24 protein-coding genes are annotated in these 23,199 nt (G+C 61.0%); 9 read left to right on the top strand and 15 right to left on the bottom strand.

Translation table 11 applies throughout. The features are described from left to right. Positions 1-91 precede the first annotated feature (91 nt). From thrC to ffh, 10 genes are all read right to left on the bottom strand, one after another. Positions 92-1,501, bottom strand: coding sequence for a threonine synthase (gene thrC, locus K0H47_RS27260; protein WP_003209579.1), 1,410 nt, complete (start codon positions 1,499-1,501; stop codon positions 92-94). Positions 1,502-1,568: 67 nt separating this feature from the next. Next, positions 1,569-2,873 carry a homoserine dehydrogenase gene (locus K0H47_RS27255; protein WP_017478702.1) on the bottom strand — a complete coding sequence of 435 codons (1,305 nt, stop codon included), beginning with the start codon at positions 2,871-2,873 and terminating at the stop codon, positions 1,569-1,571. Between the two features lie 126 nt (positions 2,874-2,999). Beyond that, positions 3,000-3,731, bottom strand: a complete 732-nt coding sequence (locus K0H47_RS27250; RefSeq protein WP_219273914.1) for a thioredoxin fold domain-containing protein — start codon at positions 3,729-3,731, stop codon at positions 3,000-3,002. Between the two features lie 154 nt (positions 3,732-3,885). Then, complete coding sequence (xerD, locus tag K0H47_RS27245) at positions 3,886-4,782, bottom strand: site-specific tyrosine recombinase XerD (RefSeq protein WP_219273913.1); 897 nt, start codon at positions 4,780-4,782, stop codon at positions 3,886-3,888. 236 nt (positions 4,783-5,018) lie between these two features. Next, the gene (locus K0H47_RS27240; RefSeq protein ID WP_063032965.1) at positions 5,019-5,432 is read right to left on the bottom strand and encodes an acyl-CoA thioesterase; all 414 of its coding nucleotides are present in this window, start codon (positions 5,430-5,432) and stop codon (positions 5,019-5,021) included. An 84-nt stretch (positions 5,433-5,516) separates the two neighbouring features. Then, the gene (gene rplS, locus K0H47_RS27235; RefSeq protein WP_003175895.1) at positions 5,517-5,867 is read right to left on the bottom strand and encodes a 50S ribosomal protein L19; all 351 of its coding nucleotides are present in this window, start codon (positions 5,865-5,867) and stop codon (positions 5,517-5,519) included. 45 nt (positions 5,868-5,912) lie between these two features. Beyond that, positions 5,913-6,623 (bottom strand): tRNA (guanosine(37)-N1)-methyltransferase TrmD, encoded by a 711-nt coding sequence (gene trmD, locus K0H47_RS27230; protein ID WP_231988895.1) that lies wholly within the window; start codon positions 6,621-6,623, stop codon positions 5,913-5,915. A 43-nt stretch (positions 6,624-6,666) separates the two neighbouring features. Beyond that, entirely contained in the window at positions 6,667-7,203 is a 537-nt protein-coding gene (gene rimM / locus K0H47_RS27225; RefSeq protein WP_010565276.1) for a ribosome maturation factor RimM, read from the bottom strand. A 5-nt stretch (positions 7,204-7,208) separates the two neighbouring features. Further along, entirely contained in the window at positions 7,209-7,460 is a 252-nt protein-coding gene (gene rpsP, locus K0H47_RS27220; RefSeq protein ID WP_003209587.1) for a 30S ribosomal protein S16, read from the bottom strand. A gap of 250 nt (positions 7,461-7,710) precedes the next feature. Further along, on the bottom strand, positions 7,711-9,087 hold the full coding sequence (gene ffh, locus K0H47_RS27215; RefSeq protein WP_003209589.1) for a signal recognition particle protein: 1,377 nt from the start codon (positions 9,085-9,087) through the stop codon (positions 7,711-7,713). A 234-nt stretch (positions 9,088-9,321) separates the two neighbouring features. On the opposite strand from ffh, the gene K0H47_RS27210 reads away from it, so the two are divergent. The 3 genes from K0H47_RS27210 to K0H47_RS27200 all read left to right on the top strand — a co-directional run bounded on the left by K0H47_RS27210 (position 9,322) and on the right by K0H47_RS27200 (position 12,917). Continuing rightward, positions 9,322-10,134 carry an inner membrane protein YpjD gene (locus K0H47_RS27210; RefSeq protein WP_026078135.1) on the top strand — a complete coding sequence of 271 codons (813 nt, stop codon included), beginning with the start codon at positions 9,322-9,324 and terminating at the stop codon, positions 10,132-10,134. 12 nt (positions 10,135-10,146) lie between these two features. Continuing rightward, positions 10,147-11,385: a transporter associated domain-containing protein gene (locus K0H47_RS27205; RefSeq protein WP_063032966.1), complete on the top strand. Its 1,239-nt coding sequence runs from the start codon at positions 10,147-10,149 to the stop codon at positions 11,383-11,385. A gap of 221 nt (positions 11,386-11,606) precedes the next feature. Next, positions 11,607-12,917, top strand: a complete 1,311-nt coding sequence (locus tag K0H47_RS27200; protein WP_008438242.1) for an MFS transporter — start codon at positions 11,607-11,609, stop codon at positions 12,915-12,917. An 89-nt stretch (positions 12,918-13,006) separates the two neighbouring features. Here the strand turns inward: K0H47_RS27200 and purT are convergent, their stop codons facing one another. The 5 genes from purT to K0H47_RS27175 form a co-directional block, all read right to left on the bottom strand. Next, on the bottom strand, positions 13,007-14,188 hold the full coding sequence (gene purT, locus K0H47_RS27195; protein WP_026078133.1) for a formate-dependent phosphoribosylglycinamide formyltransferase: 1,182 nt from the start codon (positions 14,186-14,188) through the stop codon (positions 13,007-13,009). Positions 14,189-14,257: 69 nt separating this feature from the next. Beyond that, on the bottom strand, positions 14,258-14,725 hold the full coding sequence (locus tag K0H47_RS27190) for a hypothetical protein (RefSeq protein ID WP_003209599.1): 468 nt from the start codon (positions 14,723-14,725) through the stop codon (positions 14,258-14,260). A 164-nt stretch (positions 14,726-14,889) separates the two neighbouring features. Then, positions 14,890-15,105: a DUF1289 domain-containing protein gene (locus K0H47_RS27185; protein ID WP_063032968.1), complete on the bottom strand. Its 216-nt coding sequence runs from the start codon at positions 15,103-15,105 to the stop codon at positions 14,890-14,892. After that, positions 15,102-15,626, bottom strand: a complete 525-nt coding sequence (locus K0H47_RS27180) for a gamma carbonic anhydrase family protein (RefSeq protein WP_008438249.1) — start codon at positions 15,624-15,626, stop codon at positions 15,102-15,104. Before K0H47_RS27180 ends, K0H47_RS27185 begins: the two co-directional genes overlap by 4 nt. A 39-nt stretch (positions 15,627-15,665) precedes the next feature. Further along, complete coding sequence (locus K0H47_RS27175) at positions 15,666-16,268, bottom strand: CoA pyrophosphatase (RefSeq protein ID WP_003209605.1); 603 nt, start codon at positions 16,266-16,268, stop codon at positions 15,666-15,668. Between the two features lie 146 nt (positions 16,269-16,414). On the opposite strand from K0H47_RS27175, the gene K0H47_RS27170 reads away from it, so the two are divergent. The 6 genes from K0H47_RS27170 (at position 16,415) to ptsP (ending at position 23,195) form a co-directional block, all read left to right on the top strand. Continuing rightward, positions 16,415-16,963, top strand: a complete 549-nt coding sequence (locus tag K0H47_RS27170; RefSeq protein ID WP_017478693.1) for an NUDIX hydrolase — start codon at positions 16,415-16,417, stop codon at positions 16,961-16,963. Between the two features lie 42 nt (positions 16,964-17,005). After that, positions 17,006-17,509 carry a murein L,D-transpeptidase family protein gene (locus K0H47_RS27165; protein WP_003209608.1) on the top strand — a complete coding sequence of 168 codons (504 nt, stop codon included), beginning with the start codon at positions 17,006-17,008 and terminating at the stop codon, positions 17,507-17,509. A 263-nt stretch (positions 17,510-17,772) separates the two neighbouring features. Further along, entirely contained in the window at positions 17,773-18,531 is a 759-nt protein-coding gene (locus tag K0H47_RS27160) for a GntR family transcriptional regulator (RefSeq protein WP_003209609.1), read from the top strand. Positions 18,532-18,541: 10 nt separating this feature from the next. Then, on the top strand, positions 18,542-19,648 hold the full coding sequence (gene nagA / locus K0H47_RS27155; protein ID WP_063032970.1) for an N-acetylglucosamine-6-phosphate deacetylase: 1,107 nt from the start codon (positions 18,542-18,544) through the stop codon (positions 19,646-19,648). Continuing rightward, positions 19,629-20,651, top strand: coding sequence for an SIS domain-containing protein (locus K0H47_RS27150; protein WP_108083578.1), 1,023 nt, complete (start codon positions 19,629-19,631; stop codon positions 20,649-20,651). The genes nagA and K0H47_RS27150 overlap by 20 nt, the downstream gene beginning before the upstream one ends. A 36-nt stretch (positions 20,652-20,687) precedes the next feature. Further along, positions 20,688-23,195 (top strand): phosphoenolpyruvate--protein phosphotransferase, encoded by a 2,508-nt coding sequence (ptsP, locus tag K0H47_RS27145; RefSeq protein ID WP_219273912.1) that lies wholly within the window; start codon positions 20,688-20,690, stop codon positions 23,193-23,195. The last annotated feature ends 4 nt before the right edge of the window (positions 23,196-23,199 follow it).

Below are 23,199 nucleotides of genomic sequence, written 5' to 3'. Positions count from 1 at the left end.
TATTCTTGTTGGTCGCCGCGCAAGTATGGCTCGCCAGAATGAAAAAGCCCGTCACGAGGACGGGCTTGAGCTACCACGTAAAGCCGTTGGCTCAGAGTGGCTTGCCGCGATTGCCATGCTGGCTGACAAACGCCTGCACCGCTTTCAGGTCATTGGCCAATACCGTGCAACGCTCTTCACGCTCAAACAGGTCGGTGAGGTGCGGCGGCAATTCCAGCGCCTTGCCAACACCCGCCTTCTCCACCGCTTCCGGGAATTTGACCGGGTGCGCAGTGCCGAGAATTACCATCGGGATGTCCAGGCTGCGACGGCATTCGCGCGCGGCCTTGACGCCAATGGCGGTGTGCGGGTCCAGCAGTTCGCCGGTCTGGGCGTAGACTTCGGCAATGGTCTCGCAGGTTTCTGCATCATCCACGGCCAGGGAGTCGAACAGCTTGCGGGTTTCGGTCCAGCGCTCTTGCTCGACGCTGAAACCGCCACCTTGCTTGAAGCTGTCCATCAGGCCAGCCAGGGCAGCGCCGTTGCGACCGTGCATGTCGAACAGCAAGCGTTCGAAGTTCGACGACACCATGATGTCCATCGACGGCGACAGCGTGGCGTGCAGCGTTTCCTTGACGTACTGGTTGCCACTCATGAAGCGGTGCAGGATGTCGTTGCGGTTGGTGGCGACGATCAACTGGTTGATCGGCAGGCCCATGTTGCGCGCCAGGTAACCGGCGAAGATGTCGCCGAAGTTGCCGGTTGGCACCGAGAACGACACCGAACGCGCCGGGCCGCCCAACTGCAGGGACGCATGGAAGTAGTAGACGATCTGGGCCATGATCCGGGCCCAGTTGATCGAGTTCACCGCCACCAGGCGCGTGCCCTTGAGGAAGCTCTGGTCGGCGAAGCTGGCCTTGACCATTTCCTGGCAGTCATCGAAGTTGCCTTCGATCGCGATGTTGTGGATGTTCTCACCGAAGATCGTGGTCATCTGCCGACGCTGCACTTCCGACACGCGGTTGTGCGGGTGCAGGATGAAGATGTCGACGTTTTCGCAGTGCTTGCAACCTTCGATCGCCGCCGAGCCGGTATCACCGGAAGTGGCGCCGATGATCACCACGCGCTCGCCGCGTTTTTCCAACACGTAGTCCAACAGGCGACCCAGCAGTTGCAGGGCGAAATCCTTGAACGCCAGGGTCGGGCCGTGGAACAGCTCCAGGACCCATTCGTTGCCGTTCAGTTGACGCAACGGGGCGATGGCGCTGTGGGAAAACACGCCGTAGGTTTCTTCCAGGATCTTCTTGAAATCCGCATCCGGGATGCTGCCGGTGACGAACGGGCGCATGACCCGGAACGCCAGCTCGTGGTACGGCAGGCCGGCCCAGGATGCGATTTCTTCCTGGGTGAAGCGTGGCAGGTTTTCCGGCACGTACAGGCCGCCGTCAGTGGCCAGACCGGCCAGCAAAACGTCTTCGAAATTCAGGGCCGGTGCCTGGCCGCGGGTGCTGATATAACGCATGACTGGCTCCTCTAGAGCATGCTTGAACAAGGGCCGCCGAACGCGTGGGGCCCTTGCCGCAAAACGATTAGTTCAGGTGTTCGACGCGAATCCGCACCACCGGCCCAACCACACCCTGCAACGCTTCAAGCGCGGCGATGGCATCGTTGATGTGCTGTTCCAGCACACGGTGGGTCAGCAGGATCATGGGCACCAGGCCGTCTTGTTCTTCGACTTCCTTCTGCATGATCGATTCAATGTTGATGCCGCGCTCCGACAGGATGCTGGCCACCTGAGCGAGCACGCCCGGATGATCCTTGGCCTGAATGCGCAGGTAGTAGGCACTTTCGCAGGCTTCGATCGGCAGGATCGGGTGGGCCGACAGCGAGTCCGGCTGGAAGGCCAGGTGCGGTACGCGGTTTTCCGGGTCGCTGGTCATGGCGCGAACCACGTCCACCAGGTCGGCGATCACCGACGAAGCGGTCGGCTCCATGCCGGCGCCGGCGCCGTAGAAAAGGGTCGAACCGGCAGCATCACCGTTGACCATCACGGCGTTCATCACGCCATTGACGTTGGCGATCAGGCGGTCGGCCGGGATCAGCGTCGGGTGCACACGCAACTCGATACCGGCCGGGGTGCTGCGCGCTACACCGAGGTGCTTGATGCGGTAGCCCAGGGCTTCCGCGTAGTTCACGTCGGCGGTGGTCAGCTTGGTGATGCCTTCGGTGTAGGCCTTGTCGAACTGCAGCGGGATACCAAAGGCGATGGACGCCAGGATCGTCAGCTTGTGGGCAGCGTCGATGCCTTCAACGTCGAAGGTCGGATCGGCTTCGGCGTAACCCAGGGCCTGGGCTTCGGCCAGCACGTCTTCGAAGGTACGGCCCTTCTCGCGCATTTCGGTGAGGATGAAGTTACCGGTGCCGTTGATGATGCCGGCTACCCAATTGATGCGGTTGGCGGACAGGCCTTCACGGATCGCCTTGATCACCGGGATACCACCGGCAACCGCAGCTTCGAACGCTACGATCACGCCCTTCTCGCGGGCCTTGGCGAAGATCTCGTTGCCGTGTACGGCGATCAGCGCCTTGTTGGCGGTGACCACGTGCTTGCCGTTCTCGATCGCCTTGAGCACCAGCTCGCGGGCCACGGTGTAGCCGCCCACCAGTTCGATGACGATATCGATTTCAGGGTTGGTGGCGACTTCGAAGACATCGTTGGTAATCGCAATACCGGTCGTTTGGAACTGAGGCTTTGGCGTACGCGTGGCAATTTGCGCCACTTCAATCTCACGCCCTGCACGGCGGGAAATTTCTTCAGCGTTACGCTGAAGTACGTTGAAGGTGCCGCCACCGACGGTCCCTAACCCACAGATGCCTACTTTGACCGGTTTCACTGAAGAACTCCCCATGAAACGGCCGACTCAAGGTCGGCCGTGAAAACAGCCGCACAACTGCGGCTCTCTATTAATGACCCGCCGAACTGTCGGCGAGTCATGATCGTCAAGGCTCGACGATTTTGCTTACTTTGCGTTGAGTGCCAGTTTGGCAACTTGCGGCGCCGGCTGGTAGCCCGGAATCACCTGACCGTCAGCCAAAACGATGGCCGGCGTGCCGCTCACACCAATCGACTGGCCGAGGGCGAACTGCTTGGAAACCGGGTTGGCGCACTTGGCGGCCTTGATTTCCTTGCCATCGACCATCTTGTCCATGGCGGCTTTCTTGTCGGCCGAACACCAGACAGCTTGCAACTGCTCGTCACCCGGCGAACCCAGGCCCTGGCGCGGGAACGCCACGTAACGCACTTCAACGCCGAGCTTGTTCAGCTCAGGCACTTCGGCGTGCAGCTTGTGGCAGTACGGGCAAGTGGTGTCGGTAAAGACGGTGATGTGGGTCTTGGTTTCGCCAATGGCCGGGTAAACCACGGTTTCAGCCACCGGAATGCCGTTGATCAGCTTGGACACACCCAGGCGCTCGGCTTTCTCGGTGAGGTTCACCGGCTTGCCGTCTTTCAACTGGAACAGGTAGCCCTGGACGATGTACTGGCCATCGGCGCTGGCGTACAGCACGCGGCTGCCCTTGAGCTTGACTTCATACAGGCCGGTCATCGGGCTGGCGCTGATGCTTTCAATCGGGGTATCGAGCTGGAGGGCTTCCAGGCTCTTGCGGATTGTCTTTTCTGCGGCGTCATCGGCGACGGCAAAGGTGGAGACCAACGCAATGGCTGCGATGGCGAAAATCTGGGTCAAGCGCATGGGAACTCCTGAAGGCAGATGCAGGGACGGGAGCAGGAACACCGATCTTCAAACACGGGTTTGGGCCGTCCCCTTTGCGAACCGGCAAAGCCTACCACAGTTGGGCCGCAGGGCAGCCAGTCGCGGGGAAATTGGGGTTTTTCCGATGTGATTTTCATCCGCGGGGATGGTGCTTGGCGTGCATCTCCTGCAAACGCGCCCGGGCCACGTGGGTGTAGATCTGGGTGGTGGATAAGTCGCTGTGGCCCAGGAGCATTTGAACCACGCGCAAATCCGCGCCGTGGTTGAGCAAATGCGTGGCGAACGCGTGACGCAGGGTGTGGGGCGACAGCGACTTGCCGATCCCCGCGACCTTGGCCTGATGCTTGATGCGATGCCAGAAGGTCTGGCGGGTCATCTGCTCGCCACGCTGGCTGGGGAACAGCACATCGCTGGGTCGACCGTTGAGCAACTCGCTGCGGGCGTCGCGCATGTAGCGTTCGATCCACACAATCGCCTCTTCGCCCATGGGCACCAGGCGCTCCTTGCTGCCCTTGCCCATCACCCGCAATACGCCCTGGCGCAGATTGACCTGTTCCAGGGTCAGGCTGATCAGCTCGGTGACGCGCAGGCCGCAGGCATAGAGCACTTCCAGCATGGCGCGGTCGCGCTGGCCGATGGCCTCGCTCAAGTCCGGGGCTGCGAGCAGGGCTTCAACGTCGGCTTCCGACAGGGATTTGGGCAATGGCCGGCCCAACTGTGGCATGTCGATTTGCAGGGTTGGGTCGACAGCGATCAGCTTTTCCCGCAGCAGGTAGCGATAAAAGCCACGTACGCCGGACAGAAAACGCGCGGTAGAACGAGGTTTGTAGTTTTGCTCCAGACGCCAGGACAAATGGTCAAGAATCAGCTCGCGACCGGCGTTGAGCAGCTCGAGGTTTTTCTCCTGCAGCCAGCCATTGAACAACGCCAGGTCACTGCGGTAAGCCTGGCGGGTGTTGTCTGACAGGCCTTTTTCCAGCCATAGGGCATCGAGGAAGCGGTCTATATGGGGATGGTCAATGGCGGGCATGAGGGCTCAGGCTGGGAAAGTGGCGGTGTCGGGTAGATCCTATCGCAGCACAGGCATCTACACATCAATGAAGGCGGGCAAATAATCTGTGGCGAGGGAGCTTGCTCCCGCTGGGGCGCGAAGCGGCCCTGACTGACCATGAGGCCCAACAGAGAGACTTCTATTGCAGGTTTCAGGGCCGCTGCGCAGCCCAACGGGAGCAAGCTCCCTCGCCACAAAAGCGACTCGACTCAGGATCAGTCGGCAAACCCTGGCAGCACGGGCACCGGTCGTTTGTCAGTATCAATCGCGACAAAACTGAACACACCCTGGATGGCCTTTTCTCGTCCGTCAGCGCTCATGCTTTCGACAAATACTTCCACCTGGACCTTGAGGCTGGTGTTACCCACCTTGATCACGCGACCGATCAGTTCAACGATGGAGCCCGCCGGTATCGCGTGATTGAAATCGATACGGTCGGTGGAGACCGTCACAAGCGGCAAGCGGCAGAAACGCGTAGCCGTAATGAACGACACTTCGTCCATCCATGCCAGTGCGGTACCGCCGAACAGCGTGTTGTGGTGGTTGGTAGTCGGTGGGAAAACGGCTTTGGTCACATGGGTAACGGAAAGGTCAGTACGACGCTGAATTTCTTCGAGGCGGGTAGTCATGAATAGATACCGGGGAAAAAGACAAATTTCAGGCAACAAAAAAGCAGCCCGTAGGCTGCTTTTTTCTGCATCGGGAAGCTGGACTTAAGCCAGTTTTTCCTTGATGCGAGCTGCTTTACCGGACAGGTCACGCAGGTAGTACAGCTTGGCTTTACGTACGTCACCGCGACGTTTAACGGCCATGCTGTCGATTTGCGGGCTGTAGGTCTGGAAAGTACGCTCTACGCCAACACCGTTGGAGATTTTACGAACAGTGAAAGCACTGTTCACACCACGGTTACGCTTGGCAATTACCACGCCTTCGAACGCTTGCAGACGCGAACGGTCGCCTTCCTTCACTTTCACCTGAACGACGATGGTGTCGCCCGGGGCAAAGGTAGGGATCTCTTTGGTCATCTGCTCTGCTTCGAGTGCAAGGATGATTTTGTTAGTCATGCTGTGCTCCTAAGGTAAGTCGTCGGACCTACCATCGATACGTTGTTAACTATCGTCCCGCCCAAGGATGTATTCCTCGAGCAGCTTCTTCTCTTCTCCAGAAAGCGAGCGGCTTTCCAGAAGATCGGCGCGTCGTTCATAGGTCCGCCCGAGGGACTGCTGTAAACGCCAACGCCGGATGTGTGCGTGATTGCCACTTAGCAATACGTCGGGAACACGCTGATCCGCATACACCTCCGGTCGGGTGTAGTGCGGGCAATCCAGCAAACCATCCGTGAAGGAATCTTCCTCCGCGGAGTCCGCATGCCCTAAAGCTCCAGGCAGCAGTCGTGTAACCGCATCTATCAGGACCATCGCCGGCAGCTCGCCGCCAGACAGGACATAGTCCCCAATCGACCACTCTTCATCGACATGAGCTTCAATAAACCGCTCGTCAATGCCTTCATAGCGACCGGCAATCAGGATTAATGCTTCCAGATTCGCCAACTCGCGTACCGCCGACTGATTCAGCTGACGGCCTTGAGGGGACAGGTAAATTACCTTCGCCTTCTCCCCGGCGGCTGCCTTGGCCTGAACCAACGCGTCTTCCAGGGGCTTGATCTTCATCACCATGCCCGGGCCACCGCCAAATGGGCGGTCGTCCACAGTGTGATGTCGATCTGTCGTGTAGTCTCGCGGGTTCCAACAGGTGAGCTGCAAGAGCCCCTGTTTCACCGCCCGACTGGTGATGCCGTACTCGCTGATGGCGGAAAACATCTCGGGAAACAAACTGATCACTTCAACGCGCAGGTTAGCCACGTTAGAAATCCGCGTCCCATTCCACCTTCATCTCGCCCGCTGCCAGGTCGACGGCCAACACGCATTGCTCTGTATAGGGCAACAGGCGTTCACGATCATCCAGGCTGCCAGCGCAAGGCTTGACCACCATTACATCATTGGCGCCGGTTTCCAGAAGATGATCGATTTTCCCGAGCAATTGCCCGAGTTGATCAATAACCTTCAGACCTTCCAGCTGGTACCAGTAGTACTCGCCGTCGGTCAATTCAGGGAACAGGTTGCGCGGCACGCAGATCTCATAACCGGCCAGAAGACGAGCTTCTTCACGATCATCAAGACCCTTGAGCTTTGCGACCAGGAACTTGTCGTTCCCGCGTCCACTGACCAGCTCTACCTGTTTCACACTACCTTCGCGCTTGAGCGTCCAGGTCTTGTACTGCAACAGGTTTTCAGTCGGATCAGTAAAGGAATACACCTTCACTTCGCCGCGAACGCCATGAACAGAATAAATCTTGCCGATAACGATCAAATCATCAGCAACCGCTGGCGTCGCGTTCATATTGCTCAGGCCGCAGCCTTAGATGCATCCTTCAACAACTGAGCAACGCGCTCAGAAGGTTGTGCACCAACGCTCAGCCAGTAGGCTACGCGCTCTTGGTTCACGGACAGACGGACTTCTTGACCACGAGCGATCGGGTTGAAGAAGCCAACTTGTTCCTTGTGAGAGCCGTCACGTGGGTTGCGGCTGTCAGTTACGGTCAAGTGGTAAAACGGGCGCTTTTTGGAGCCGCCAAGGGCAAGACGGATTGTTAGCATGTGAACATCGTTCCTGTAGTCGGTGCTGCAAATCTAAATGCACAGCGGGCATAGGTGCCCGAAAGGCCGCATATTCTAAGGAATATCCGGACTTTTGCAAATGTCTTTTTCTGGCGCCTATCAGCGTGCCATTCAGATCTGCTATAGAGCCGTCGGTTAAAACGGCAAGTCAGCTCCCGCCAATGGCGGGTTTGCTGGAGATCCCACATCCGTGTGGGTCGGAGCAGAAGCGAACTTCTGCTCGAATTCTTTACATTTTCGGCATGCCGCCGCCGGGCAACATACCGCCCATGCCGCGCATCATCTTGGCCATTCCGCCTTTTGCGGAGAATTTCTTCATCATCTTCTGCATCTGCTTGTGCTGCTTGATCAAGCGACCGATGTCCTGCACCTGGGTGCCGGAACCCATGGCGATCCGACGTTTGCGCGAACCGCTGATCAGCTCAGGGTCGCGGCGCTCGGCCGGGGTCATGGAATTGATGATGGCTTCCATCTGCTTGAATTGCTTCTCTGCCGCGCCCTGGGCATTGCCCATTTGCGCCAGGTTCACGCCGCCGATGTTCGGCAGCTTGTCCATCAGGCCGCCGAGACCGCCCATGTTCTTCATCTGTTGCAGCTGGTCGCGGAAGTCTTCGAGGTCGAAGCCCTTGCCCTTCTTCAGCTTTTTAGCAAGTTTGTCTGCCTTGTCCTTGTCGAGGGTCGCTTCCGCTTGCTCGATCAGGCTGAGCACGTCGCCCATGCCGAGGATACGCGAGGCGATCCGCTCAGGGTGGAACGGCTCGAGCGCTTCGCTCTTCTCGCCCATACCAATGAACTTGATCGGCTTGCCGGTAATCGCACGCACCGACAAGGCGGCACCGCCACGAGCGTCGCCGTCGACCTTGGTCAGGATCACACCGGTCAGCGGCAGCGCATCACCAAAGGCCTTGGCGGTGTTGGCCGCATCCTGGCCGGTCATGGCGTCGACCACGAACAGAGTCTCTACCGGGTTGATCGCGGCATGCAGCGCCTTGATCTCGCCCATCATCTCTTCATCGATGTGCAGGCGACCGGCGGTATCGACGATGACCACGTCGATGAATTTCAGCTTGGCTTCTTTAATAGCCGCCTGGGCGATATCGACCGGCTTCTGGCTCAGGTCGGACGGGAAGAAGGTCACACCCACTTCGCCCGCGAGCATTTCCAGCTGTTTGATCGCGGCCGGACGGTAAACGTCCGCAGACACCACCATCACCGACTTCTTCTTGCGCTCTTTAAGGAAGCGCGCCAGTTTGCCGGCGGTGGTGGTTTTACCCGCACCTTGCAGGCCAGCCATCAGCACAACGGCTGGCGGCACGGCGCTGAGGTTCAAATCTTCGTTGGCCGCGCCCATCAGGCTTTCGAGTTCGGCCTGGACGATCTTCACAAAGGCCTGGCCCGGGGTCAGGCTGCGGGACACTTCAGTGCCGACCGCGCGCTCTTTGACCGAGTTGACGAAGTCCTTCACCACCGGCAAGGCGACGTCGGCTTCCAGCAACGCCATGCGCACTTCACGCAGGGTGTCTTTAATATTGTCCTCGGTCAGCTTGGCCTTGCCGGTGACATGGCGCAGCGTCTGCGAGAGACGGTCAGTCAGATTTTCAAACATGCGCGATCCTTTCAGGCCCTATTCATCGAAATGCATTGTTAGACCGAGGTAATGGCGGCCCAGGCTGTGGTAAATCGCTATTAAAAACAGCGCTCGGCGAGCCTGCGGCGTGGGCAGGTCGCGGATTATAGCGAAGACTGCCGCCATGCACACCCGCTGTCTGGCCTGAGAGTCTTTCGTGTTACGCAGGTGTATGCCAAACTCAGCGCCTTTCGGGCCTGCTTAACAGGATTTATGCTCCCTTTGTCACCCAGTTTGCTACCCAGCCTCGCCGCCGCCATCTTGTATGCCGCTGCGACCCTTTATCAGGGCACTCGTCTGGCCCAAGGCGCCAAGGCCGACAAACGCCTGTTGGTAGGCCTTGGCGTCCTTGCCCTGCTCGCCCACGCGGCCAGCCTGTTCACACACTTGATGACGCCGGTCGGCCTGGGCCTGGATTTTTTCAGCGCCGCGAGCCTGATTGCCGCCGCAGTGATCGCACTGACCCTGATGGCCTGTTACAGGATTCCGGTGGAGAACCTGCTGGTGCTGCTGTTCCCGCTCGGGGTGCTGACGGTACTGCTGGCGCAATTCACGCCGACCGGCACCGTGCAGGTCATTGATGAAGAGCCGGGCATCCTCGCCCACATCCTGCTGTCGATCCTCGCCTACGGCATGTTCACCATCGCGGTGTTCCAGGCCTTGTTGCTACTGCTGCAAGACCACCAGCTCAAGCACAAGCACCCGTCCGGGCTGATCAAGAACTTCCCGCCGTTGCAAACCATGGAAAGCCTGCTGTTCGGCTTCCTCTGGGCCGGCTGGACGCTGCTGTCGCTGTCGCTGATCTCCGGCTGGCTGTTCGTCGAGAACCTGTTCGCCCAGCACCTGGTGCACAAGACCCTGCTGGCGTGCCTGGCCTGGGTGGTGTTCAGCGTGCTGCTGTGGGGCCGCAACCGCCTCGGCTGGCGCGGGCACAAGGCGATCCGCTGGACCCTGGCCGGTTTCTGCCTGCTGATGCTGGCCTATTTCGGCAGCAAGCTGGTTCGCGAATACATCCTGCATATCTGACGGGCAGCCGACATGGACAACTTGCCCTTAGGGCCGATGCTTGCGGTAGTAGCCTTGCTGGTTTTATGGTCGGCGCTGTTTACCGCCATCGAAGCCGCCCAGCAACATTTGCTGGCCCTGCGACCTGGCACCCGCCAGGGTGACAAAGCCGCCGCCCGCCTGAATTTCCCGCGCAATAGCCTGATCCTCTGCAACACCTTGTGCCGCGCCGTGGTGGTGATTCTCTGCACCCTGCTGGCGATCTACGCGTGGGCGGAAAACGGCCCATGGCTCGGCTGGGTGATCTCCAGTGCGGTCCTGCTGGTGCTGGCCGACTATCTGCCCCGCGCCCTGGCCACTCGCCACCCGCAAACCATCCTCGGTTTCGGCAATACGTTGCTGAGCGTTCCGTTGAAAATCCTTTATCCGCTGGCCTGGCTGCTCAATGGCGTCAGCCTGTTGCTGCTGCGCCCATTTGCCCGCAAACCTGGCGTGGTCAAGAAGAGCGACGAGCCGCAGCCGGATCAGGACGACGAGCCGGAAGCCGAAATCCCCAACACCCGCGCACCGGGCATGCCAGGCATTCATGCCCTGGACAACATCACCGTGAATGACATCCTGGTGCCCCGCAGCGAAGTGGACGGCATCAACCTGGATGACTCGGTAGAGGAAATCATCGAGCAACTGCGGGTTTCCACGCGCACCCGACTGCCGGTGTTCCACAGCGATATCAACCAGGTCGAAGCGGTGCTCAACACCCGGCAGATCCGCCATCTGCTGCCGGACGCCAGCCTGACCAAGGAAGCGCTGCTGGAGGCCTGCCACGAGCCCTACTTCGTCCCGGAAAGCACACCGCTGCAACTGCAATTGCTGAACTTCCACAAGCAGCAGCGCCGCCTGGGCATGGTGGTGGATGAATATGGCGAAGTGCTGGGCATCGTGACCCTGGAAGACATTCTTGAAGAAATCGTCGGTGAGTTCGAAAACGAGCAGCATCTCGACAACCCGCACATCCAGCCACAACTGGATGGTCGCTACGTGATCGACGGCGCCGCCTCGATTCGCGACCTGAACAAAACCCTCGGCTGGCACCTGCCCAGCGACGGCCCCAAGACCCTCAACGGCCTGGTCACCGAAGCGCTGGAGACCATCCCGGATTGCGCCGTGTGCCTGAAAATCGGCCGCTATCGCCTGGAAATCCTCGAGACCGAGGACAACCGCGTCGCCAAGGTGCTGATCTGGCACACCAGCACGGTGCCGGTCGCCGCTTAAGCCCCTTGTTGGATCCGCAAACCCCTTCCTATAATCGGGCGGCTTACCCAAGCCCCGCCCGACCGCGTGCTATCCGCACTGAGCGCGTCCAGGCAGCGTTTTACCGTGTCTGACCGGTGTTTGCTCCCATCCCGAGCCGCCCCGCGCACAACCCTGATCCATGGGTGTTCGACCAATAATAATCCGCGTCCAAACGCGCAATGACCGTCAGGGATACTTCAATGAGCACCACCTATAACGAGACGGCGACCGCCGCCCCGACCAACTCGACGGCCCGGGTCGCCACCGCGAGCATCATCGGCACCGCCATCGAGTTCTACGACTTCTATATCTATGCGACTGCCGCTGCCCTGGTGATCGGCCCGGTGTTCTTCCCGCAAACCTCCGGCACGGCGCAGATGCTTGCCTCGTTCCTGACCTTCGGTATCGCGTTTATCGCGCGGCCGTTGGGTTCGGCGCTGTTCGGCCACTTTGGTGACCGGATTGGCCGTAAATCGACGTTGGTGGCGTCCCTGCTGCTGATGGGCGTGTGCACCACGCTGATTGGTTTGCTGCCCGGTTATGACAGCATCGGAGCCTGGGCGCCGATCCTGCTCTGCGTGCTGCGCTTTGGCCAAGGCCTCGGGCTTGGCGGCGAATGGGGCGGCGCGGCGTTGCTGGCGACCGAGAACGCACCGAAGGGCAAACGCGCCTGGTTCGGCATGTTCCCGCAACTGGGGCCATCGATAGGGTTCTTGGCAGCCAACGGGCTGTTCCTGATCCTGGCCATGAGCCTGAGCGACGAGCAATTCCGCAGCTGGGGCTGGCGCATTCCGTTCATCCTCAGCGCGGCGCTGGTGATGGTGGGCCTGTATGCGCGACTCAAACTGCATGAAACGCCTGTATTCGCGAATGCCGTAGCCAAGGAAGCCCCGGTGAAAGTGCCACTGGTGGAACTGTTCAGCCAGCATTGGCTGCCGGTACTGCTGGGCGCGGCATCGATGGTGGTGTGTTATGCGCTGTTCTATATCACCACGGCGTTTTCCCTGAGTTACGGCGTGTCCACGCTGGGCTACAGCCGTGAAACCTTCCTCGGGCTGCTGTGCTTCGCCGTGCTGTTCATGGGCGCGGCGACGCCGCTGGCGGCGTGGGCAAGCGACCGTTACGGGCGTAAGCCGGTGCTGATTGTGGGTGCGATTCTGACCATCCTCTCCGGCTTCACCATGGAACCGTTGCTCACCCACGGTTCAACCTGGGCCGTGGCATTGTTCCTGGCGCTGGAGCTGTTTTTGATGGGCGTGACGTTCGCCCCGATGGGCGCGATGCTGCCGGAACTGTTCCCGACCCGCGTGCGTTATACCGGTGCTTCGGCGGCGTATAACCTCGGCGGGATCGTGGGCGCGTCGGCGGCACCGTTCTTCGCGACCAAACTGGTGGCGATGGGCGGTTTGAGTTACGTCGGCGGGTATGTGTCGGCGGCAGCGGTGATCAGCTTGATTGCTGTGCTGTGCCTGAAAGAGACGCGCAATAACGATTTGAATCGCGTTAGCTGATAAACCGCCATCGCGGGCAAGCCCGGCTCCCACATTTGGAATGCATTTCCCTGTGGGAGCCGGGCTTGCCCGCGATGGGCGCGACTCGATTACAGCTCTACAACAACCGCTTTCGAAGCACGGGTCGCTTTAGCCCGGGCAGCCTCAATCGACTCATCCCGCGCCAACGCCACGCCCATACGACGCTGACCGTTCACTTCCGGCTTGCCGAACAAACGCAACGCCGTATCCGGCTCGCTCAACGCAGCCCCCAGGTTGGCAAACGCCGTCTGTGTCGACTTGCCTTCCACCAGAATCACCGCCGAAGCCGAAGGCCCGAATTGACGGATCAACGGAATCGGCAGGCCGAGAATTGCCCGCGCATGCAGGGCGAACTGCGACAAGTCCTGGGAAATCAGGGTTACCAGGCCAGTGTCATGGGGGCGCGGCGACACTTCGCTGAACCACACCTGATCGCCTTTGATAAACAGCTCGACGCCAAACAGACCACGACCACCCAATGCTTCGGTTACCGCCTTGGCAACGCGCTCGGATTCCGCCAGCGCAATCGGGCTCATGGCCTGTGGCTGCCAGGATTCCTGGTAGTCGCCCTTCTCCTGACGGTGACCGACAGGCGCGCAGAAGGTGGTGCCGCCAATGTGGCGCACGGTCAGCAGGGTGATTTCGTAGTCGAAGTCGATAAAGCCTTCGATGATCACGCGGCCCTTGCCGGCACGCCCGCCTTCCTGGGCGTAGTCCCAGGCTTTCTGCACGTCATCGGCACTGCGCAACAGGCTCTGGCCTTTGCCCGACGAACTCATCACCGGCTTGACCACGCACGGGAAGCCCAGGTCGGTGACGGCCTTGCTGTAGTCCTCGAAGGTGTCAGCGAAGTGGTACGGCGAGGTCGGCAGGTCCAGCTCTTCAGCGGCCAGGCGACGGATGCCCTCGCGGTTCATGGTCAGCAAGGTCGCGCGGGCGGTCGGGATCACGTTGAAGCCTTCGGCTTCCAGCTCAACCAGGGTCGCGGTGGCGATCGCTTCGATTTCCGGCACGATGAAGTGCGGCTTTTCGGCTTCGATCACGGCACGCAGGGCGGCGCCATCGAGCATGTTGATCACATGACTACGGTGGGCAACCTGCATGGCCGGTGCGTTGGCGTAGCGATCCACGGCAATCACTTCAACGCCCAGGCGTTGCAGTTCGATTACCACTTCCTTGCCCAGCTCACCGCAGCCACACAGCATTACGCGGGTCGCGGTTGGCGACAATGGAGTTCCGATTCGGGTCATCTCAGGTCCTCAGGGGAGCGGATCATGTGGAGAAAGGCCGGCATTTTACATGAACTGTAAGGATTGGCTTCAGTTGGCGACGCGCTGCCGGCGCAAACGCCAGGCCATGGCCAGCCACACCACGGTGACGCCGGCGAACTTCGAGACCAGGGCAGTGCCGGCCACGGCAGGCGTGAGCGCGCCGATCAGGCCGAAAAAGATGAAGGTATCGAGGGGAATGCTGAGCGCCGAACTGATCCACAGGCGGTCGTGGAGCGGGCGCTTGGTGATGCTGAACACCAGCCAGTCAATGCATTCGGACACCGCGAACGCCGTGGCACTGGCCAGGGCGATGGACGGATCGGAGGTGATATAGGACAGCACCAGCGCCGCCAGCATGGCAATGATCGCGCCATGGCCGAAGCGGGTTTGCACCATGTCCCGCAGGACAAATACCAAGCCGCCCCAGGCAGACCAGATGACATCCAGGTGCGGAGCGGTGGAAAAGGCAAAGTTGATCAGCACGACGCTGCTGATGTAGGCGATCAGGAAGAACATGGGGCTAGGGACCTGTGAACAAGGGGCACAGGGTACTTCACATTTGGAAATATGTCGTCTGGGCAGGCCCTTTCGCGAGCAAGCCCGCTCCCACATTTTGAACGCATTCCTCCAAGATAAACGCAATCAAATGTGGGAGCGGGCTTGCTCGCGAAAACGGTCTATCAGGCGCCGGACTTCCCCGGAATCATCCACATCAGCCCACTCGCCTTCGCCCGCTCATGGCACAACCCCAGCACCACCCGGCGCTCGGCGTTGTCCATGCGACTCCAGCGGGTAATCTCTTCCACCGTGCGCTGGCATCCCGTGCAGATATCATCGTCATCCAGCGCGCAAATGCTCACGCAAGGCGACGCTACCGGCCGTTCAGATACGGTCATTCTTCCTGCTCAACCAGATCACGGGCATAACGCTGGGCGTTATGCACATAGTGCGCAGCGCTGGCCTCGAGCATTTTCTTCTGCACGTCGGTCAGTTCCCGCACCACCTTGCCCGGCGAGCCCATCACCAACGAACCATCGGGAATCTCCTTGCCTTCGCCAATCAGCGAATTGGCGCCGATGATGCAGTGCTTGCCGATCTTCGCCCCGTTGAGGATCACCGCATTAATGCCGATCAAGCTGTAATCGTCGACGGTGCAGCCATGCAACATGGCGTTATGGCCGATGGTCACGCCGGTACCGAGGGTCAGCGGGTAACCCATGTCGGTGTGCATCACGCTGCCGTCCTGCACGTTGCTGTTCTTGCCAATCAGGATCAGCTCGTTGTCGCCGCGCAACACCGCGTTGAACCAGACGTTGGCGCCCTCCTCCAGCTTGACCTTGCCCACCAGCGTGGCATTGGGGGCCACCCAGCTGTTGGGATGGGTTTCGACTCGGGCGTCGCCCAGGCGGTATTTCATAGGTGGATCCTCACGGCAGGAACGATGGCCATCTGGCTCTTAGGTATTGATGAAGCTTTTCGGCGGCCGATGCAGGCTGATGTCGGCATCGTCATAGAGCAAATTGATCAGCTCGACGATCATGATCGCCGTCAGGCCCCAGATCTTGTATTCGCCAAACCGGTAACTGGGCACGTACCAACTGCGGCCCTGGTAATCGATACGGTGGGTGTGTTCGCGGGGATCCTGGCGAAAAAACTCCAGGGGCACGCTGAACACAGCGGCGATCTCGGCGTCATTGGCCAGGTATTCAACGTAATCAGGGATAACGCCTACATAAGGCGTGACACGGATACCGTGCAGGGAAATCAGCGGGCTCAATGGGCCGATGACTTCCACCAGGCCCGGCGGCAGGCCGATTTCTTCTTCGGCTTCTCGCAGCGCGGTGAATATCAGGTCCGGGTCTTCCGGGTCGCGGCGCCCGCCAGGGAACGCCACTTCGCCGCCATGGGTCGACAGCCCGCTGGCGCGCAAGGTCAGGATCAGCTCGGGTTCGTCACTGCGGGTGATCGGCACCAGTACCGCCGCTTCCGGGAACCGACCGTCGGTCTCCAGCGTGTGGGGCGTATGATTGCTTACCCGGCGAAGTAGCTCGTCCAGCATGAGTCATCTCGGTCTGTTGGCTACCTTGCATCATGCACCAAACCGTGCGCACGCCCAACCCCAAAACCCTGGCCATGTCGCTAAACGACAACTTGCAGGCCATACCCGGTCACGCCAAGATAGGCGCACTCTCCAGGAACCCCAGCATGAACTTCTGCAGCCAGTGCGGTAAACCGGTCACCCAGCGCATTCCCGAAGGCGACGCACGCCTGCGTTATGTCTGCGATCACTGTCAGACCATTCACTACCAGAACCCCAATATCGTCGCCGGCACCGTGCCGGTGTGGGGCGACCAGGTGCTGCTGTGCCGCCGCGCCATCGAGCCGCGCCTGGGTTTCTGGACCCTGCCTGCAGGTTTTATGGAGAACGGCGAGACCGTCGAACAGGCCGCCATGCGCGAAACCATGGAAGAAGCCTGCGCCCGGGTGCGCAACCTGAGCATCTATACCCTGATCGACGTGCCGCACATCAGCCAGGTGCACATCTTCTACCGTGCCGAACTGATCGACCTGGACTTTGCCGCAGGCCCCGAAAGCCTGGAAGTGCGCTTATTCGATGAAGCCGACATCCCTTGGTCCGAGCTGGCTTTCCGCACGGTCGGGCGTACCTTAGAATGCTTTTTTGCTGACCGCCGGCAACAGTCGTATCCGGTGCGCAGCGAGTCGGTGCCGCCGCTGACCCAGTTGGCCAAATAACAATCCAGGTGGCACGTAGTCTTTTCAGGGGATACCGTTTTAATGCGTTGGTTGCTTGCTCTGATCTGCCTGTCGTTTGCCACGCTGTCGCCAGCCTCCACCCAAGTGATCCTGGGGGGCAAACCCGTCGAAAAAATCCTGGTGCTCAAGTCCGCCCATCAGTTGCAACTGATCAACGACGGCAAGCCCCTCAGGACCTACCGCATTTCCCTGGGCAAGAACCCCAAGGGCACCAAGCTGATGGAAGGCGACCGCCGAACCCCGGAAGGCTTCTACTGGATCGACTGGCGCAAGACCAGCGACCGCTTCAACCTGGCCATGCACATTTCCTACCCCAACATCAGCGACTCCGCCCGCGCCCGCCGCGAAGGGGTCAAGCCCGGCAGCATGATCATGATCCACGGCACCCCCGACGCCGAGGACTACCCCGAAGAGCTGTTCCACACCCTGGACTGGACCGACGGCTGCATCGGCATGCGCAATGTCGACATGCGCGAAGTCTGGAACCTGGTGAAAGACGGCACGATGATCGAGATTCGTCCGTAATTTCCTGCCACTCGTAAAATAATTCGAAAAAAAATCCCGCCCCACGCGGCGCTTGCCGGTGAATACCAGTTCACCCCGGCAAGCTGCGCGCTTCTGCCCCACAGAAAGACCTCTCTAATACCACTTGAACTGGCGCACTATTAAGGCGCCCGTAAACGCTCGCCTGCACCGTTTTCGCTGCATTGACATGGTATTTAAGTGGTATTAGCTTGCGATCACTACCGGGCGACAACACTCCAATAACCGCATCGGAAACCGACACGATGAACCCCATCCTGGCCCTGCGCCCCGACGATAAACAATCGACGCCGCTGTACCTGCAACTGGCCCGTAACCTTGAAGCCGCGATTCATGCCGGCCAATGGAAATCCGAGCAGGCATTGCCGTCGGAACGCGCCCTCAGCGAGCAACTGAGCATTTCCCGAGTGACCGCCCGCAAGGCGCTGGAAGTACTGTTCGAACAAGGCCTGATCCGTCGCAGCCAAGGCTCCGGAACCTTCATCACTCCGCGCCTTGAACAGCCGTTGTCGCGCCTCTCGGGCTTCAGCGAAATGCTCCGTCTCAAGGGCTTTGTGCCGACGTCCCAGTGGCTCGAGCGCGACATCACCCCGCCGACCCATGAAGAGCTGATCCGCCTGGGCCTGTCGCCGAGTGACAAGGTCGCGCGCCTCAAGCGTTTGCGTAAGGCCGACGACACAGTGATGGCGATTGAAATGACCGCCATGCCCGCCTCCGTCCTCCCCCACCCGCAGGCCATCGGCAACTCGCTGTACGAATACCTGGAAAGCATCGGCAAGCCCATCGTGCGCGCCCTGCAACACATCCAGGCGATCAACGCCTCGGACGAGTTCGCAGCCCTGGTGGGCATCGCCCCTGGCACCGCCATGCTGCTGATGACCCGGGTGGGCTACACCGCCGACAACACCCCGATTGAAATCACCGACACCTATTGCCGCAACGACTACTACGACTTCGTCGCAGAACTGCGCCGCCACGACTATTCCGCTGAACTGCGAATTTAGAGAACTGCCCATGTCCGAAGACAACATTCTTACGCCCAACGGCTGGATTCGCGGCCGCCTGGTGCACCAGCACGGCAAGGTCACTGCCGTTGAAGGCAGCCCGTGCGACCCGGCAGACAACGACCTGCCATATTTGCTGCCAGGCTTTATCGACCTGCATGTGCACGGCGGTGGCGGCAAAGACATCATGGAAGGCACCGACGCCTTCCACACCATCACTCGCACCCACGTGCGGTTTGGCACCACCTCGCTGCTGGCCACCACCATGACCGCGCCGGTGGACGAAATCACCCGTGTGCTCGGCGAAATCGGCACCTATTGCGAGAGCCGCCCGACCGGCACCGCCCGTGTGCTCGGCGTGCACCTGGAAGGCCCCTACATCAATCCGGGAAAACTCGGCGCACAACCGAACTTCGCCCACACCGCCTTGATGGCCGAAGTCGAAGAATACCTGCGCCTGGCGCCGATCCGGGTGATCACCATTGCTCCGGAAATCGCCGGCCATGACGGACTGATCCGCGCCCTCAGCGAACGCGGCGTGCGCATGCAGATCGGCCACACCCTGGGCAGCTACGAAGAAGGCGTCGCCGCCCTCGCCGCCGGGGCCACCAGCTTTACCCATTTGTACAACGCCATGAGCCCGTTGCATCACCGTGAGCCCGGCATCGTCGGCGCGGCCCTGGCCCACGCCAAATACGCTGAGCTGATTCCCGACCTGCTGCACGTGCACCCCGGCGCCATGCGCGTGGCCCTGCGTTCGATCCCGTGCCTGTACTGCGTCACCGATTCCACCGCCGCCGCCGGCATGCCCGACGGTGAATACAAGCTGGGCAGCCACACCGTGACCAAGTGCCTGGGCGGCGTACGCCTGGCCGATGGAACACTGGCCGGCAGCACCCTGACCATGGACCAGGCGCTGCGCAACCTGGTGAAGATCGGCCTGCCCATTAGTGAAGCCTCACAACGCCTGTCGCAATTTCCTGCGGACTACCTGGGCCTCGAAGAACGCGGTCGCCTGCAACCCGGCAGCTTCGCCGACTGCGTGCGCCTGGACCGCTCCCTGCACCTCACCGACGTAATGGTCGAAGGAGAAACCATTGACTTCAAAAATGCTTGAAGAGGCCCTGGCCTCCTGCGAGGCCGTCGAGGCTCAACTGCAACGCCTGGACCCATTGCTGGAGGAAGTCGCCGGCCGCCTGCGTCGCCAGCCGCCGCAAGTGGCAATGACCATTGCTCGCGGCAGCTCGGACCATGCCGCCAGTTACTTCGCCTACCTGACCATGCAACACCTGGGGATTCCGGTGGCGTCGTTGCCGATGTCGGTGGTGACCATGCTGCAATCGCCGCTCAAGGTCAGCGGGCAAGTGGCGTTCGGTTTCTCCCAGTCGGGGCAAAGCCCGGACCTGGTCAACAGCCTGCGCCTGCTGCGCAAGCGCGGCGCCTTGAGCATCTCGATGGTCAACGCCGAAGACTCGCCACTGGAAGCCGCCTGCGAATTCCACGTGCCGCTGTGCGCCGGGCCGGAACGCAGCGTCGCCGCCACCAAAAGCTTTATCGCCACCCTGAGTGCCAGTGCCCAATTGATCGGCCACTGGAACCAGGAAGCCGAATTGCTGCAAGCCTGCCAGGCCTTGCCTGATGGTTTGCGTGAAGCGGCCAAGCAAGACTGGAGCGTGGCCATCGAAGCCCTGCGCGGCTGCCAGCAACTGATGGTGATCGGCCGTGGCGCCGGTTTTGCCATTGCCCAGGAAGCCGCGCTCAAGCTCAAGGAAACCTCGGCGATCCAGGCCGAAGCCTTCAGCAGCGCCGAAGTGCGCCATGGCCCGATGGCCCTGATCGATGACAACTACCCGCTGCTGGTCTTCGCCCCCCGTGGCGCCGAACAAGCCGGCCTGCTGAGCCTGGCCGCCGACATGCGCCAGCGCGGTGCCCGCGTGTTGCTGGCCGCTCCCGATGACATCGCCGAACGCGACCTGACCCTGAGCCGCGCCGAACACCCGGCCCTGGACCCGATCCTGGCGATCCAGAGTTTCTACGTGATGGCTGCCGGTTTGGCAGAGGCCCGGGGCATGGACCCGGACCAACCGCGTCACTTGAGCAAAGTGACCCGTACCCACTGAGTTGATTGCAGCGATTTCCTGATGAGTACCGTGCCCATGTCCCACAATAATAAAGACCTTACCCTCAGCGCTCCCCTCAGTGGGCCGGTGCTGACCCTGGGCAACGTTCCCGACGAAGTGTTCGCCAGTGGCGCCATGGGCGACGGCATTGCCATCGACCCGCTCAACGATTGCCTGCACGCGCCGTGCGACGGCGTGATCATCCACGTCGCCCGCACCGGGCACGCGCTGACCATTCGCGCCGATAACGGTGCCGAACTGCTGATGCACGTGGGCATCGACACAGTGGAATTGAATGGCGAAGGCTTTGCGCTGCTGGTCAAGCAAGGGGCGCGAGTCAGCAAGGGCCAGGCACTGGTGCAGTTTGATCTGGATCTGATTGCGCGGCAGTGCAAAAGCCTGGTCAGCCTGATCATCCTGACCAACAGCGAGTTGTTTGAGCTACGGCCGATCACCTTGAAAACAGTGAAGGTCGGCGAGCCGCTGCTGCATGTGGTTGCGCGGTTGGCCGGTGCGGCGAAAGTGATTGATGAGTCTGTCGCCGAAGCCAGCGCGACTATTCGCATCACCCATCGTGGCGGGTTGCACGCGCGCCCTGCCGCCTTGATCCGCAAGACCGCACAGGCATTCAGCAGCCAGTCGCAGCTGCATTTCGCCGGCAAGTCGGCCTCGTGCGACAGCTTGATCGGCTTGATGGGACTGGGGATTGGTGAGCAGGACGAGGTACAGGTCACTTGTCGCGGCAAGGATTGTGAAGCGGCGCTGCAAGCACTGATCGCCGCGCTGTCGGTGGCCTTCAGCGAAGAACATCACGCCCCAGTGGCCGCAGCCCCGCGACGCGCGAATACCGAGGCCGGTGTGCTGCAAGGCGTCTGCGCCGCGCCGGGCTTGGTATGCGGCCCCTTGTTCCGCCTGAACGGAATCGAGCTGCCGGCGGACCCGGGCAACAATGTTCCGGATGAACAATTGCAGCACCTGGACAGCGCCCTGGAACAGGTGCGCGGCGAAATCCGCCACACCCTGGACCAGGCCCGCCAGCGCAAGGATGTGGAAGAAGAAGAGATCTTCGCCGCCCACCTGGCATTGCTGGAAGACCCGACCCTGCTGGAAGCCGCCACCACCGCCATCGAACATGGCAGCGCCGCCACTCACGCCTGGCGCGATGCGATCCAGGCCCAATGCGCAGTGCTGCTCGCCCTTGGCAAACCACTGTTCGCCGAACGCGCCAACGACCTGCGGGACTTGCAACAACGCGTGCTGCGGGCGCTGCTGGGCGAGGCCTGGCACTTCGAGTTGCCGGCCGGCGCGATCGTCTCGGCCCATGAATTGACCCCGTCGGATCTGCTGCAATTGAGTAAGCAACACGCCGCCGGTATCTGCATGGCCGAAGGCGGCGCGACTTCTCATGTGGCGATTCTGGCACGGGGCAAAGGCCTGCCGTGTGTGGTCGCGTTGGGCGAGCAAGTGCTGGAGGTGCCACAGGGTCAACGGGTGGTGCTGGACGCCGCCAACGGTCGACTGGAACTGACACCGGATGATGCACGCCACGCTCAGGTTCATCAGTTGCGCGATGCACAGAAACTGCGGCGCCAACAGCAGCACGCGGAGGCTCGAGGCACTGCCAGCACTCAGGATGGCGTGCGTATTGAAGTGGCCGCGAATGTCGCCTCCGGCGCCGAAGCCCAGTTAGCCTTCGAGAATGGCGCGGATGGCGTCGGCCTGCTGCGTACCGAATTTCTCTTCGTCGACCGCCGCACTGCACCCGACGAGCAAGAGCAGCGCCAGGCCTACCAAGCCGTGCTGGATGCCATGGGCGACAAATCCGTGATCATCCGCACCATCGACGTCGGCGGCGACAAGCAACTCGACTACCTGCCGCTGCCGTTCGAGACCAACCCGGTGCTGGGCCTGCGGGGCATTCGCATGGCGCAAGTGCGTCCGGAAGTGCTGGACCAGCAACTGCGTGCCCTTCTTCAGGTCAGCCCGCTGGAGCGCTGCCGGATCCTGCTGCCGATGGTCAGCGAAGTCGACGAACTGCTGCACATTCGCCAGCGCCTCGATGAACTGTGCGCCGAACTGGAGCTCACCCAACGCCCGGAACTGGGCGTGATGATCGAAGTGCCCGCGGCGGCGCTGATGGCCGAACAACTGGCCGAGCACGCGGACTTTCTGTCCATCGGCACCAATGACCTGTCCCAGTACACCCTTGCCATGGACCGCGACCACGCCGGCCTCGCCGCCCGAGTCGACGCCATGCACCCGGCGCTGCTGCGGCTGATCGCGCAGACCTGCATCGGCGCCGCCAAGCATGGCCGTTGGGTGGGTGTGTGCGGCGCGCTGGCGTCCGACCCGCTGGCCACGCCGGTGCTGATCGGCTTGGGCATCAGCGAGCTGTCTGTCAGCCCGCCGCAAATCGGAGAAATCAAGGACCGTGTCCGTCACCTGGACGCAGCCCAATGCCGGCAACTGAGCCAAAGCCTGCTTAACCTGAGCAGCGCCAAAGCCGTTCGCCAAGCCTGTCAACACCACTGGCCGCTGAGCTGAAAAC

The organism is Pseudomonas sp. Xaverov 83 (genome assembly GCF_019352905.1).
Classification (GTDB): Bacteria; Pseudomonadota; Gammaproteobacteria; order Pseudomonadales; family Pseudomonadaceae; genus Aquipseudomonas; species Aquipseudomonas yamanorum.
The sequence above is the reverse complement of the archived record's forward strand: the minus strand, read 5'-3'. Positions and strand labels throughout refer to the sequence as shown.

Excerpts from the sequence above, each read along its gene's own strand:
- K0H47_RS27160 (WP_003209609.1), top strand. The coding sequence starts at position 17,773 with ATGAACCCCATCCTGGCCCTGCGCCCCGACGATAAACAATCGACGCCG.
- K0H47_RS27240 (WP_063032965.1), bottom strand. The coding sequence starts at position 5,432 with ATGACTACCCGCCTCGAAGAAATTCAGCGTCGTACTGACCTTTCCGTT.
- trmD (WP_231988895.1), bottom strand. The coding sequence starts at position 6,623 with ATGTTTTCCGCCATCAGCGAGTACGGCATCACCAGTCGGGCGGTGAAA.
- K0H47_RS27250 (WP_219273914.1), bottom strand. The coding sequence starts at position 3,731 with ATGCGCTTGACCCAGATTTTCGCCATCGCAGCCATTGCGTTGGTCTCC.
- K0H47_RS27205 (WP_063032966.1), top strand. The coding sequence starts at position 10,147 with ATGGACAACTTGCCCTTAGGGCCGATGCTTGCGGTAGTAGCCTTGCTG.
- K0H47_RS27200 (WP_008438242.1), top strand. The coding sequence starts at position 11,607 with ATGAGCACCACCTATAACGAGACGGCGACCGCCGCCCCGACCAACTCG.
- K0H47_RS27175 (WP_003209605.1), bottom strand. The coding sequence starts at position 16,268 with ATGCTGGACGAGCTACTTCGCCGGGTAAGCAATCATACGCCCCACACG.
- K0H47_RS27180 (WP_008438249.1), bottom strand. The coding sequence starts at position 15,626 with ATGAAATACCGCCTGGGCGACGCCCGAGTCGAAACCCATCCCAACAGC.
- rplS (WP_003175895.1), bottom strand. The coding sequence starts at position 5,867 with ATGACTAACAAAATCATCCTTGCACTCGAAGCAGAGCAGATGACCAAA.
- thrC (WP_003209579.1), bottom strand. The coding sequence starts at position 1,501 with ATGCGTTATATCAGCACCCGCGGCCAGGCACCGGCCCTGAATTTCGAA.
- rpsP (WP_003209587.1), bottom strand. The coding sequence starts at position 7,460 with ATGCTAACAATCCGTCTTGCCCTTGGCGGCTCCAAAAAGCGCCCGTTT.
- purT (WP_026078133.1), bottom strand. The coding sequence starts at position 14,188 with ATGACCCGAATCGGAACTCCATTGTCGCCAACCGCGACCCGCGTAATG.
- rimM (WP_010565276.1), bottom strand. The coding sequence starts at position 7,203 with ATGAACGCGACGCCAGCGGTTGCTGATGATTTGATCGTTATCGGCAAG.
- nagA (WP_063032970.1), top strand. The coding sequence starts at position 18,542 with ATGTCCGAAGACAACATTCTTACGCCCAACGGCTGGATTCGCGGCCGC.
- K0H47_RS27185 (WP_063032968.1), bottom strand. The coding sequence starts at position 15,105 with ATGACCGTATCTGAACGGCCGGTAGCGTCGCCTTGCGTGAGCATTTGC.
- ffh (WP_003209589.1), bottom strand. The coding sequence starts at position 9,087 with ATGTTTGAAAATCTGACTGACCGTCTCTCGCAGACGCTGCGCCATGTC.
- ptsP (WP_219273912.1), top strand. The coding sequence starts at position 20,688 with ATGTCCCACAATAATAAAGACCTTACCCTCAGCGCTCCCCTCAGTGGG.
- K0H47_RS27170 (WP_017478693.1), top strand. The coding sequence starts at position 16,415 with ATGAACTTCTGCAGCCAGTGCGGTAAACCGGTCACCCAGCGCATTCCC.
- K0H47_RS27165 (WP_003209608.1), top strand. The coding sequence starts at position 17,006 with ATGCGTTGGTTGCTTGCTCTGATCTGCCTGTCGTTTGCCACGCTGTCG.
- K0H47_RS27190 (WP_003209599.1), bottom strand. The coding sequence starts at position 14,725 with ATGTTCTTCCTGATCGCCTACATCAGCAGCGTCGTGCTGATCAACTTT.
- xerD (WP_219273913.1), bottom strand. The coding sequence starts at position 4,782 with ATGCCCGCCATTGACCATCCCCATATAGACCGCTTCCTCGATGCCCTA.
- K0H47_RS27210 (WP_026078135.1), top strand. The coding sequence starts at position 9,322 with ATGCTCCCTTTGTCACCCAGTTTGCTACCCAGCCTCGCCGCCGCCATC.